Source organism: Mesorhizobium robiniae, from assembly GCF_040545535.1.
Classification (GTDB): domain Bacteria; phylum Pseudomonadota; class Alphaproteobacteria; order Rhizobiales; family Rhizobiaceae; genus Mesorhizobium; species Mesorhizobium robiniae.
Genome location: NZ_JBEPMC010000014.1, coordinates 1 through 12492 on the forward strand (window position 1 = coordinate 1; position 12492 = coordinate 12492).

At 59.9% G+C, this 12492-nt stretch carries 8 protein-coding genes and 1 pseudogene; 7 read left to right on the plus strand and 2 right to left on the minus strand.

What is annotated here, in order from left to right; genetic code table 11:
- Window positions 1-4271, minus strand: a pseudogene (locus ABID19_RS29185) (hypothetical protein); the annotation flags it as partial.
- 828 nt (window positions 4272-5099) lie between these two features.
- Window positions 5100-5576, minus strand: a complete 477-nt coding sequence (locus ABID19_RS29190) for a hypothetical protein (protein WP_354494181.1) — start codon at window positions 5574-5576, stop codon at window positions 5100-5102.
- 1176 nt (window positions 5577-6752) lie between these two features.
- On the opposite strand from ABID19_RS29190, the gene ABID19_RS29195 reads away from it, so the two are divergent.
- The 7 genes from ABID19_RS29195 to ABID19_RS34395 all read left to right on the plus strand — a co-directional run bounded on the left by ABID19_RS29195 (window position 6753) and on the right by ABID19_RS34395 (window position 12354).
- The gene (locus ABID19_RS29195) at window positions 6753-7463 is read left to right on the plus strand and encodes a response regulator (RefSeq protein ID WP_006205126.1); all 711 of its coding nucleotides are present in this window, start codon (window positions 6753-6755) and stop codon (window positions 7461-7463) included.
- Window positions 7460-8929: a type II and III secretion system protein family protein gene (locus ABID19_RS29200; RefSeq protein ID WP_263806541.1), complete on the plus strand. Its 1470-nt coding sequence runs from the start codon at window positions 7460-7462 to the stop codon at window positions 8927-8929. The genes ABID19_RS29195 and ABID19_RS29200 overlap by 4 nt, the downstream gene beginning before the upstream one ends.
- 13 nt (window positions 8930-8942) lie before the next feature.
- Complete coding sequence (locus ABID19_RS29205; RefSeq protein ID WP_354494186.1) at window positions 8943-9533, plus strand: CpaD family pilus assembly lipoprotein; 591 nt, start codon at window positions 8943-8945, stop codon at window positions 9531-9533.
- Window positions 9534-9898: 365 nt separating this feature from the next.
- Complete coding sequence (locus ABID19_RS34385; RefSeq protein ID WP_006205123.1) at window positions 9899-10027, plus strand: hypothetical protein; 129 nt, start codon at window positions 9899-9901, stop codon at window positions 10025-10027.
- A 695-nt stretch (window positions 10028-10722) separates the two neighbouring features.
- Complete coding sequence (locus ABID19_RS29215; protein WP_040583658.1) at window positions 10723-11316, plus strand: DUF6088 family protein; 594 nt, start codon at window positions 10723-10725, stop codon at window positions 11314-11316.
- Window positions 11309-11839, plus strand: a complete 531-nt coding sequence (locus ABID19_RS34390) for a nucleotidyl transferase AbiEii/AbiGii toxin family protein (protein WP_412177294.1) — start codon at window positions 11309-11311, stop codon at window positions 11837-11839. Before ABID19_RS29215 ends, ABID19_RS34390 begins: the two co-directional genes overlap by 8 nt.
- Entirely contained in the window at window positions 11815-12354 is a 540-nt protein-coding gene (locus ABID19_RS34395; protein ID WP_412177295.1) for a nucleotidyl transferase AbiEii/AbiGii toxin family protein, read from the plus strand. Before ABID19_RS34390 ends, ABID19_RS34395 begins: the two co-directional genes overlap by 25 nt.
- The last annotated feature ends 138 nt before the right edge of the window (window positions 12355-12492 follow it).

Below are 12492 nucleotides of genomic sequence, written 5' to 3' on the forward strand. Positions count from 1 at the left end.
GCCGTCGGGTCCCCGTCAACCGCCGACCTGACCTGCCCGGCGGCAAACGGGCGCAGGTTCGGCTTGTCATAGGGCGAGCGGCCGATCAGCACGCCATCCCTGCCCGTCAACGTCTCGCTCTTGAGCGTCGGCACATGGACGTGGCCATCACCGGACGGCACGGCGACCGCGCCCGGACCGTCGATGTGTCCGGCCGTCACCGTGCGAAACAGCTCTTCGGACGTCAACGCGCGCCCTTGCTGGCTCTCGAGCCAGGTCCTGGCCTTCTCGCGCGCCTCATCCGCCACCAGTTCGCTGCGCGGATAATGTTGCGCCGCCAAGGCGGGCAGGGACGATCTCCTTCCCTCGCCAAAGGCAGCCACCCGATCGGGATCGCCCGTTTGACCGGCCCGGCGAACCGTTGGCATACGCGCGGCCAGCGAGGCCTTGATGAAGCCGCAGCCGTCATGCGGCCGCAAGGCGATCGGGCCTGCCTTTCCAGTCAGCTTGAAGGGATGCTGCTCATTGGCAGGGCGGTCCGGCAGCAGCGACAGTTTGAAGGCGCCTTCCAGCGCGTAGTCGTGGGGCCCCAGACCTTGAAGGGCAGGAGGCGCGGCAAAGCCCCGGCGCTGCGTGTAATAATAGGCCTCCTTGAAGGGGGCCCAGGCGCGCGATAGCTGCTCGAACGCCGTGCCCGGAGCGGTTTCGGCATAGGGAATGGCCAGCAGCTTTCCCCCGGAGGCCCTTGCTGGCGCCGCGTCCGGGCTGCGGGCTGCGATCTGCGACACCGTCGGTTGCGGTGCTTTCAACTTGCTGCCGCCAAACAGGTCCATGCGGTATGGCACACCCTCGACCGTAACCGTCCGCGCCAGCATGAAGGCGCTCGGCTTGCCCGGCAGTTGCACCGCGACCGCCTTGATGGCTCCCGAGGTCAGGCGATGGAAAGCCGAATAGCGTGTCTCGGGCTCGGTGGCCACGCGCTGCCCCCGTATGTCCACCACCGGCAACTGCATCAGTCCCGCGTCGCCCTGTGGCGGCCTGGGCTCGTGGTCCATGGCTTGCAACACCTGGTGGACATCGAAGACGGACGCTGGATGCTGGGCCTGGACGGTTGCCGCATTGTGCGCCATGAACGTGTCCAGCGCATCGACCGGGCTATCGGCCTCGATCTCCGCGATCACGTTCCAGCTCATGTTGGAAAGGTCGGCTTCGATGAGGTTGCGCGTGCTGGCCAGGATCTGCCTGGTCTCGCGCTGCAGCTGTTGCTGGGTCATCCGCAAGTCGGGCTTCCTGCCCTCGACATACGGTCGCCGGTACAATGACTCCAGGACCGCGCGGGCCTTGAGCACCTGATAGATCGACAAGGCGGGACAACGGCTGGAGCACGGTCCGCGTGTCTGCTCGGCATTGCTTGCCTGCAGATGCGCCTCGATCTTGTGCTTCACGACCGGCTGGATGTCCTTCAGCAGGTTGAGCGCCTGCCTGCGGTGCCAGCGCAGCTGCTTGTGCGGGCTGCGCGCCAGCGGCAGCAGAGCGGCGCAGAGATTGCCCATGCTTTCGAGGTTGTTCTCAGTGGCAAAACCAGGGGCGCGGTGCAGTTCCTGAAGCCGATCCAACCCTGCCCGTGCCAGCGAACCGAGATCGTCAAAAAGCCGGGCCTTGGCCAGCGCCCTGAAGATGTTCGTGATGCCCAGAGCGTCGGCCCGCTCCAGCCGATCAGTGGCATAGTGGAGGTGATGGGCCAGCTGATGCAGCCTATCCCTCAGCAGGGCGGTCTCTGTAATCTCTCCGCTGCCCTCTCCCCTCTTGCATTCCCGCGCCAGATCATTGGCGATCGTGCTGAGCGCAGGTGTGGTGAATGCTGCGAAGCGCAGGCCTGCGGAGCCCAGTCTACGCGCAATGTCCATTATCGCCTGGTGGCACGCCGCTTCTTCCGGCCACCTGCTGAACCCGTTCATCAGGTTCGCCAAGTGCTGGGGAATAAAATCAGCGAGCTCATCGGCACGGCCGAGTACTTCGCCGGCGATCGCGACCGTCGCCTGGCGACACTCCACCGCTTCCGGCCATTTGCCGAAGCCGTTGACCAGGTTCGCCAGGTGCTGGGGAATAAAATCAGACAGCTTGTCGACGCGGCGAAGCACCTCACCGGCGATCGCGACCGTGGCATCGCGACAGTCGGTCCCGTCAGACCATTTGCTGAAACCGTTCGCCAGGTTCGCCAGTCCCTGCGGAGCAAAATCAGACAACCGGTCGGCGCGGTCGGCACGGCCAAGGAGCCCAACGCCGAGCGCGACCGCGGCTTGGCGACACTGCGCCCGTTCCGGCCATTTGCTGAAACCGTTCACCATGTCCACCATGTCCTGCGGCGTAAAATCAGACGGCCCACTGGCACGGCGAAGCACTTCACCGGCGATCGCGACCGTGGCTTGGCGACAGTCGGCCTCTTGCGGCCACTTGCTGAAGGCATTCACCAGGTTCGACAGGTGCTGGCGACTAACATGAGACAACGGGTCGTCACGGCGCGTGACCTCACGGGCGATCGCGAGCGTTGCATCGCGACAGTTCGCCTGTTGTGGCCACTTGCTGAAACCATTCACCAGGTTCGTCAGATTCTGGTAACTAAAACCACGGAGTTGGGCGCGGCGGCGAATGACCTCACGGGCGATCACGACTGTGGCTTGATGATAGTCCGCATCGTCCGGACATTTGCTGAACCCGTTCACCAGGTTCGCCAGCTCCTGCGGAGTAAAATCAGCGAGCCCTTGCTCGCGGGCGCGGCGAGAGAGTTCTGTGGCGATCTTGATTGTGGCTTGGCGATAGACCGCTTCGTCTGGCCATTTGCTGAAACCGTTCACCATGTTCGCCAGGTCCTGGTGATTAAAATCAGAGAGCCCGAACTCGCCGGGGGCGACGCGGCGACCGACCTGACCGGCAATCGCTCCGATGACGTGGCGAGCCCACTCCTCTTGCGGCCACTTGCTGAACCCGTTCACCAGGTTCGCCAGGTGCTGCGGATTAAAACCAGGGAGCCGGGCGGTCTGACGGTCGGCGCGACGGAGGACCTCACCGGCCATCGCGCCTGCGGCTTCGCGAGACGCTGCCTCTTGCGGCCACTTGCTGAACCCGTTCACCAGGTTCGCCATTTCCTGCTGAGTGAATTCAGAGAGCCGGGCACGGCGGTTGCGGCGGAGCACCTCGCCCGCGATTGCTACTGTGGCTTGGCAAAAGACCTCCTCTTCCGGGCATTTGCAGAACCCGTTCACCAGGTTCGCCAATCCCTGCGAAGTAAATGCAGAGAACCGGGCATCGGGGACGCCAGCGCGGTGACTGACCTCACTGGCGATTGCAACTAAAGCGCCGCGGCAGTCCTCCGGCCACTTGGCGAAGCCGTTCACCATGTTGGACAGTTCCTGATGTCCAAAATCAGAAAGCCAGACGTTGCGGCGACGGGAGCGACGAAGGACCTCACCGGCGATTGCTGTTAAGGCCTGGCGAGCGTTCGGCTCCGCCCATTTGCTGAAACCGTTCACCAAGGTAGACAGGTTCTGCGAAGGAAAATCAGAAAGCTGGCGAGCGCGGCGACAGATCTCGGCGGCGATTGCAAGTGTCGCCTGGCGGGGCGTGCTTTCCTGGGGCCACTTGCTGAAGCCGTTCACCAGCAGTCCGAGACTTTGACTGTTGAGTTCTTCAAGTATCCCGCTTTCGTCGCGACAAACTTTGGCGATCCTGATCATTCCATTGCGGCATTCCGCTGCCCGGGAATGCCGACCGAATGATGATGCGAAGAGCGAAAGCGCCTTGCCTTCGACTTCGTTCACTAGCGCATCACTAAGCTGCGACACCCGAGCTGCCATGGCTCTGCAAGCTTCGATACCTGCCTGCCCCCCAGCCTCCCGGCTCACTGCGTTGCATGTCGTGGCGTACCCCCATGATTTCCAGGCGCGGACATCGTTCTCCCAGTTTGGGACAAAGTCACGTGCGAACCGGGCGGCCGCCTTTTGCAGAAACATTGCGTGGTTCGCGTGCCCCGCTCTTTGCAGCACCCTGTCATGCTCCACCACCGCACGTGAGAATCGGCCGATGTCGCGCGCGGCATAGATGTCATGCAAAGCCACATTAAGTTGTGTTTCAGAGATTGCGTGTTGGTCATGCTGGGCCGAGACGTCGTCGATACGCCGCTTTCCTGGCCCTGCATCCAGGTTGGACACGATTTGCCCACGAGGTGGGAGAGCGTCTGCTTGCCAGCTCCCGGCTTCTTGATCGGCGAGCCAGGATTCGCCTTCGTAATGCAAAGAGCTTTCTTCTCGGCCTGGCGCTTCATCCTCCGGCAGTGAGGGAAAACGACGACGCCGCCCCCCTATTGCACGCGGCAAAGCCCCGGGAGCCCGACGGGCGGCAGTGGAGGAGCTGGTAGGCCTGTCTCGAACAGCCTCACTGGTAAGGGGCGGATTGCGAACGGAGGACGTCCCCTCATCTTGAGGCTCGGGACGTATCCCCTGGACAATCGAGCTGAACGATCTACTGCCTGCTCCAGGGGCAATGGCTGGTTCTGGGCGCGAACTGCTCGGCCCCCATGTGCCGTCGGCTCCAGCATCCCCACTGTGCGATTTCCCAGATCGGCCAATGCCTGTCATAATTTATCTCCAATGCAGGCGAAAAGTGCGCGGGCAAGGATTCCGCTGGCTGAATTTAGGCAAGTGGAGGGTCCGCATTCGCGGCATGACAACACTCCGAGCCAGGATGATTCACCGTTGCGGCAAATCAGACGCCCTCCGGCAACCCATGCTGCCGCTCATTCCAATCCATTTGATTATTGCTACCATCCACCGACTGCGACACATGGATCTCGCCAGAGCGCGGCTGGCCATCCTTTCGGCAATGGTCGCGCTTTGACCGTCGTACATAGCCATCGCCGCTGACATAAACCTGACTTGCACCCAGCCGACACGACTTTGGCAAACGCGACAACTACCGCAACAGCAGCTGCAGCACTGACTAAGGCATGGCAAGGTCAAGCGTCGGGTGAACATGCTGGGCGAAGAGGTAGCGTGGCTCTCAGACGGCGTCCAACAATTGGGGCTAATGCAAACTTGATGAAGTCCCGGGGCATGCGGCGCCGATCAGGCCGACCTGCAGGAGATCGAGCTTTCCGCGGCGATATCATCTGGCTTCACCAGCTTGAGCTTTGGGATCAGCCCCTCTGTCTGCCTCGTTTGGCCAGGGTTCAGTGTCGCTGCGCCGTCGCCCGTGATGCCGCTGGCGAACGACGCGATAAGGCTTGCACTAGCGTCCGCGATCCAGATCCGGTTGCGGCCCTTGGTCAACGGCACCGTCGCCTGGCGACGGGAATGGAAGTAAAAATCGGAGCACCAGACGGGCGGCGCAATCCGAAGCAAGCGCTCGATAATTGGGCTGCCCGCCGTAGTAGTAGCCGCAATGTCCACGCAGAACGGCGGCGCATTCGTGCTGCGTGACCAGCGGCGCTTGCATGAGCCCCCCAATCTCCCGGCGTCTGGGCGCGAGGTGACAGAAGTTGCGGACCCGAAATTCGTGTCGAGATCACAGATCAAGCCCTTGAAACGCAACGCTTTATCCATCCACAGTATGGATGAGAAACATCGAAACAATCGATTTTACCAATTTTGCAGAAGCCTGCATAAGAAGGTTGCATACGAGGACTCTTATGAGCAGGCACCCGCGATGGTTGTCGATGTTAGCGTTGCGTCCGAGGAGAATTTTCTAATGTAGCCAGCATCAGTCAAAATTCATCTTTCATCGTGACCAAGGTTCCTCCTGTTCTGCGTAAGCTGCATTCGTTTGGCGCGAAACTTAGGCGTTTAACTCAAGATTAGGCAATCGCCATGGGCGAGAGAAGACTGGATCCTGCCATCCAAGATCGAACACCTAAAACAATCTGTGCAGAGTTCATTTTCTCGATAAAGAATAAGATACCCTTGATATCCGGGACAAGAATTTATGATATCCTGATAATGAATTGGAACAAAATTATTTCTGAATTAGAAATCCATTTTTTACTTTAAAACTAAGCTCTTCTTTGATCGGAGCGAACCGCTCGTCAACATGCCCAAGAAGTCCAGAACCTCCCAAATTTCTCGCGATCGACCGCAAAATGAATCGTTGGGAGGTTCGTCAGCTTCTCGAAAGCTAACCGTCCTACTCATGGAATGTGATTCTCTGGACGGAGCCGCCGGATCTATCGAATGCAAGGGCTGAACTCAGGAGGATCGATGCGTAGAGAAATCGCAGACGTGGCACGCGGAATTTTTTGTTGGGCGGCCGGTGATGTTCGGTCCCGTCAACTGGTCGATCACTTCTTGCATGTTGTTGCTCGTGCCGTAGTCCTATGCGTCCCCTCGATTGCAAGTGGGAAACAGTGTCCGGCGCTTCCGAGATCGCGTGACCGGAGACTGCATGATGATACGCACTTCAGCGAAATTTCGAGTTCCCTGCCTCCGGGGCCGCTATACCCGGGCTATGGCGGCTGTCAGCGGAAGACGGTGCACCGGAAATCGGGCTTCTCGTCGGTTCGAACTGGATTCTCGCTTCAAGGAATCCGCAGAGGGATCGTCGCTATGACTTCGCCTCCTGGCTGAACGTGCTGCGGTTGAGCGGCTTGCCTGCGCCTTAGACGATTATCCATCGGAAAGAATGATGGCGAATACGCGACGAGTTGCGCGACTGATCATGTCGCCGCGGTCTCACAGCCGACGGTGACGTCCCAATGGTTTGTCGTGCCTTGATAGGAGATGAAAATGCGAACGCTGCTCGTTGATCATCATACCGATCTTACGCGCTCGGTGCGAGGAGCGCTCGCGGAGTGCGGTTTCACCGTTGATGTGGCTCGTACCCTGGAAGAAGCGTCGACTGCTATTTGTTTCGCGAGCTATGAAATACTCCTGCTAGAGCTCGCCCTGCCGGATGGAGATAGCTTAGATTGGCTGAGGCAGTTAAGGCGTGACGGGCATTCAATTCCTGCCATCATCATGAGTAACCTCAACGATCTCGACAGGCGAATCGCGATTTTCAACGGTGGCGCAGACGATTTCCTGCCCAAGCCCGTCTCTAGTGATGAGCTCGTTGCCCGAATGCGAGCCGTTCTGCGTCGATCAACACAGGTGACCGACCCCATAATTGAATTTGGCAATCTCACCTTCGATCCGATTAGCCGACAAGTTTGCGTTGGTGGTCGGCCGCTAAAGATCGCGCGCCGCGAACTGTCCATTCTTGAGCATCTGCTCAACCGCGCAGGCCGAACCGTGCCTCGCGAGCAGCTGGAAGACAGCGTCTATGCGTTCAACCACGAGGTCTCGGCCAACGCGCTCGAAGTCGGAATCTATCGCTTACGCGGACATTTGACCAAGTCTGCTGCAACGCTACGCATCAAGACCGCGCGTGGCATCGGCTACATCCTTGAATTGACTGGGACGGCATCGGCCCGAGTTGATCGAACTGGAAAGCAATGACTGCCTTGAACATCGTTCGCAAGAATCACTCTGGTGGCGATCGGCGGTCGATCGTCATTAACACCCTGAAATCGGGTGTTTTTCCTTGCCTTCGCCACTTCCTGTGCGCGGTCATTCTGCTATCTCCACTTTCTGCCGTTGCCCAGGTCAAGCAGGATGACAGTGGGGAGACGTCGCATGCCTCTCCTAATAGCATTAGCGGCACGCTGAACCTTTCCTCCTCGCTCGGCAAGACAGTTCATCTGTCCGCGCCCGCCGCAAGCATTTTTGTTGCCGACCCAACGATCGCAGACTATCAGGCACCCTCGAACAAAACCATCTTCGTCTTTGGCAAGAAATCCGGGCGGACGACCTTGTTCGCCCTCGACGAGAACGGAGAGGCTCTCGCCCAGTTGCAGATTGTCGTGGCGCAGCCGATCGAGGACCTGCGCGCCATGTTGAGGGCCCAAACCGGCGACTACCCGATCCACGTCAGCTACACGCCGCGCGGCGCAGTCCTGAGCGGTACGGCACCCAATGCTGAAGTCGTCGACACCGCAATGAAGATTACTGAGCAATTTCTCGGCGCCGGTGCGCAGATCGTCAATAAAATCCAGGTCACCGGGTCGTTGCAGGTTAATCTAAGTGTGCGCGTAGCGGAGGTCTCGCGTAGCGCCATGAAGAAGCTCGGCGTCAACCTCTCTGCTTTCGGTCAAATCGGCAATTTCAAAGTCGGCTTGTTGAGCAGTGGCAACGAGGCTGGTTTCGACAGCGGCAATAAGGCAGGAATCGGATTCAGCGATGGCAATATCAACGTCAGCGCGGTTCTCGATGCGCTCGCCACGGAGCATCTTGCGTCCGTATTGGCTGAGCCGAATCTCACCGCAATGTCCGGCGAGTCCGCCAGCTTCCTGGCTGGCGGCGAATTTCCCATTCCGGTCGTGCAGAACAATGGGCAAGCCTCCGTCGAATTCCGGCACTTCGGCGTCAGCCTGGAATTCGTACCGACCGTTCTCAGCAACAATCAGATCAATATTCGCGTAAAGCCGGAGGCCAGTGAACTATCGTCACAAGGAGCCGTCCAAATGAATGGTATCTCGGTGCCTGCCATCTCCACGCGGCGTGCCGACACGGTTGTAGAGCTCGCCAGCGGCCAAAGTTTCGCAATCGGCGGGCTGATCAGGCGCAGCGTCAACACTGATATCAGTGCCTTTCCTTGGCTTGGTGACGTGCCGGTCCTCGGCGCGCTGTTCCGTTCGTCCTCATTCCAAAAAGAGGAAACGGAACTGGTTATTATCGTCACGCCTTACATTGTACGGCCTGGATCGAGCCCGAGCCAGATGAGCGCACCCACCGACCGCATCGGGTCGCCCTTGGGTGTGGGGGGCACTCCGACAAATTCGTTGGCAACTCCGCCGCCAAGCCACGGTGCTCCTCGCCCCAGCGTATCAAGTCGCGCCGGCGGTGCCGGCTTTATTATCGAATAGCGATCACCCAATGATGTTGAGGATCATAAGCCTTCTAGTCCTGACCGCCAATATAGCTGGCTGCACAACCAGCGCGCCGCTCTATGTCGACCCATCGGCACAAGCGATCCTTGTGCGGCAGGAGAACAACGTCCTGCTGTTGCAGGGCCTTCACGCGGCCGAGCGCCAGCGTCTGCGTGGTTTCATTGCGAGTGCCAGTCGCGGTCGAGTCGACGCGCTCCAACTCCTTATCAGCGGCCCATCTCGGCCCAGCGCACAGATAGCCAGTCAGGCCAGGAAAATGGGGGTCGACGCTTACAACATCCACCTGCTGGACCCCAGTATTGATCAGAACGACGGCGTCTCGGTAAGAGTAGAGGCGATTGTCTACAGTGCCAGTCCTCCCGTGTGTCCGTCGCTTTCCAGCCCGTTAGGCAAAGACAATTCTTTCGACCAGACGCTTGGCTGCTCGACCCGCCACAATCTGGTGGTCATGGTCAACGATCCGCGCGACTTGCTCGACAACCCGGCTGTCAGGCCAAGCAATGGCGATCGTGCCGCTATCCCCGTTGCCAAATACAGGACCTTCGCCACGGACAAGGACGCACCAGAACCAGGAACTTAACAACCCACGCTGATAAAGCACCCCTGATGACAGCGGTTGCGAAACGGGCGGCAAAGGTTGTTGGCTAGCGCGAAACGGTTTGTGATGCGCAGCAACTAATTGGACCACCTTCAGGCGTAGGCGGCCCGCGAGCTAATCGCATTGCATGTAGGGGCGACCACGGCAGAAATTACAGCGCTGTCCGCCATTGGAGTTTGAGTAGCGGATGTCGGTAACTATGTGCAGGCTCAGTGGAGAGCCGGTGTTGAGCAAAACCGCAAGGGTACTCATTCCAGCAGCTTGCCGGTTCTCCATAAGTCCACCATGAAGGACGGTCTTGCCTTCTTGCCCTGTCCCTTGCGGTGGAGCCTAGCGTTGGGATCGGCATGGGCTGGTTCGACAGCTTCTGGCCATCGCCGCCGCATTCTGCTGGCGAATCGCCCAAGCTGTCCTTCGGCATCACACTCTTCATCGAAGCCCAGGCCTCGATCAGCATGCCGTCGACCAAGACGTGATCCGTAGACAGAAGCCCCTTCCCTGGTCTGGGCCAGCTCGGCAGCCAGGACCTTCGCCGTGATGTCGCCCTCCAGCAGCCGGGCGCAGCTGTTGAAGAGCACCGAGTGATCCCCGGGTACATCATCGACGCCGATGCCGACGAACCGCGAAAGAGAAAGTATACTCCTGCTGCTCCATAAAAAGCTGCTCTGAGCGGATCGAGTAGATGCCTGCAACAGCATCGGCCGAAGCCTTCTCGGGCGGGACCGAAGGTCGCCCGATCGGCGAAACAGCGCGGCAAACCTCGCTCGATTATTCAAACTGACCATAAGTAGCTGATTTCACTCGCAATTTCTCAGTTTAGACGACAATAAGCCGACATGGGCCGTCAAAAAGCTACACTGTTGATTTTAAACATATTTTTCAGCGAAAAGTTTTTCGTGTGGCTTCGGTATCTATCGAGGTCGATTGCCTCTGAGAACCGATTTTTAGCGGCTGGGAGCCGCTCCGCTACCAGCGGAAAAGTACCGTCATGCCTCTTATAGCAGCGTTTTGTCGCCCGAACGAGGCCCGTCCGACCCACGTCCCAGAGCAAGCCTACGCAAGGGCCTGACGTACCGTTGTCGCCCCCATTCCGCGCCCCTTGAGTGTCAGAAAAAGATGTACTATTTTCTGACGCATGAAAGCCACTGTCACATCAGTTCCGGATCGGATCATGCGACGCGCCCGCGCTGGCGGGCGTGGCGGCGTCTTCACGCCTCGTGACTTCCTGGACGTGGCGGCGCGCGCAGCGGTCGACCAAGCCCTTTCCCGTCTGGCGAAGACCGGAAAGCTTCGCCGCCTGGCGCGCGGCCTGTATGATTTCCCCAAGGTCCATCCCAAGCTCGGGCCGCTTTCTCCAACTCCGGACGACGTTGCGCAGGCGCTTGCACGCGAGACCGGCTCGCAGGTGCAGATGGCTGGCGCGCGCGCGGCGAACGCGCTCGGCCTCTCGACTCAGGTTCCGGCGAAGAGCACCTATCTGACCGATGGCCCCTCCCGCCGAGTCGTGCTGGGCAAGCGCGTGGTCGATCTGCGTCACGCCTCGCCCAAGCATCTGATTGCTCCGGGCAGCGCGGCCGGCACCGTCGTCCAGGCCCTGCGTCATGTGGGGCAGGTGCGTGCCGCCGACGTCGCACAGATCGCAGCGCGTCGTCTGTCGGCCAGCGACAAGAAGACGCTCGCCTCCACCGCGGTCCAAGCACCCGCCTGGATGCGGCCGACGCTCGTCTCGATCGCAAACGCAGCGTCGGGCGATCTCGATGGATAAGGTCGCTCTACTTCCAGCCACCGATCGGGCGGCTCTTTTTGGCGAGACCGGCGCAGGTCGAGGGGTCGCCGACACGATCATCGAAAAGGACTTCTGGGTCTGCTGGACCTTGAAGCGGCTTTTCGGCCTGCAAGGGAAGGACGCTGCCACCTTGGTCTTCAAGGGTGGCACGTCCCTTTCCAAGGCGTTCGGCGCGATCCGCCGCTTCTCCGAAGATATCGATCTGTCCTTCGATCGCGCCGACCTCGGCTACGTCGGCGACCGTGATCCCGAGAAGGAGGGAATCAGCCGGAAGAAAGCGGCTCAACTCATCGAAGACCTGGTGGGCGACGTCGAGGCGCATATCGCCGAGAAGCTGCTTCCGGGGCTTCGCGCCGCCATCGCGGAGCAACTCGGCGAACCTACCGATGGCGCCTGGTCGCTGGAGATCGACGCAGGCGACGCGCAGACCGTGAACTTCCACTATCGACCGTGCTGCCCGCCGCCGAATATGAGGGCATGGCCTACATTACGCCGCGGGTGAAGCTCGAACTCGGCGCGCGCGGCGATCCATGGCCGACCGAGGAGAAGGTCATCCGCTCCTATGCGGCGGAGGACTATCCCGACTTCTTCGAAGATCCCGACGCCGTCGTCACCGTGCTCGCGGCGCAACGGACCTTTTGGGAAAAGGCCACGGCGTTGCACGCAGAGGCCCATCGCCCCGCTGAATCCGCGACGCCGCAATATTTCTCACGACACTATTACGACCTCGCCATGCTTCTCGACACGGACGAGGGCAAAGCCGCCGCAGGCGATTTCGGCCTTCTGGCGACAGTGGCGAAGCACAAGGCGACCTTCTTCCGATCGGGCTGGGCCAGCTACGACACTGCGCGGCCAGGGACGCTGCGCCTTATACCGAGCAAGGCGCGGATCAGGGACCTGCGTGCAGACTATCGTGCAATGGCGCCGATGATGTTCGACGACAGCCCGCCCGCCTTCGACGCCATACTTGCAAGAATCGAGAAGCTCCAAGAAAACATCAATAGCTATGCGGCGTGAGATGTGCTGGCGCCGGTCGCACGAGATGACCATTCGCCAGAAATGCAACTCTGGACTCCCCATTGAACTGGAGAGAACAGGGGTCTCAGATTATACAGCACTTGAATTCCCGCGCCACCTGTCGTAAATAATACGACA

Excerpts from the sequence above, each read along its gene's own strand:
- ABID19_RS29190 (WP_354494181.1), bottom strand. The coding sequence starts at position 5,576 with ATGGATAAAGCGTTGCGTTTCAAGGGCTTGATCTGTGATCTCGACACG.
- ABID19_RS29195 (WP_006205126.1), top strand. The coding sequence starts at position 6,753 with ATGCGAACGCTGCTCGTTGATCATCATACCGATCTTACGCGCTCGGTG.
- ABID19_RS29200 (WP_263806541.1), top strand. The coding sequence starts at position 7,460 with ATGACTGCCTTGAACATCGTTCGCAAGAATCACTCTGGTGGCGATCGG.
- ABID19_RS29205 (WP_354494186.1), top strand. The coding sequence starts at position 8,943 with ATGTTGAGGATCATAAGCCTTCTAGTCCTGACCGCCAATATAGCTGGC.
- ABID19_RS34385 (WP_006205123.1), top strand. The coding sequence starts at position 9,899 with ATGGGCTGGTTCGACAGCTTCTGGCCATCGCCGCCGCATTCTGCTGGC.
- ABID19_RS29215 (WP_040583658.1), top strand. The coding sequence starts at position 10,723 with ATGCGACGCGCCCGCGCTGGCGGGCGTGGCGGCGTCTTCACGCCTCGT.
- ABID19_RS34390 (WP_412177294.1), top strand. The coding sequence starts at position 11,309 with ATGGATAAGGTCGCTCTACTTCCAGCCACCGATCGGGCGGCTCTTTTT.
- ABID19_RS34395 (WP_412177295.1), top strand. The coding sequence starts at position 11,815 with ATGGCCTACATTACGCCGCGGGTGAAGCTCGAACTCGGCGCGCGCGGC.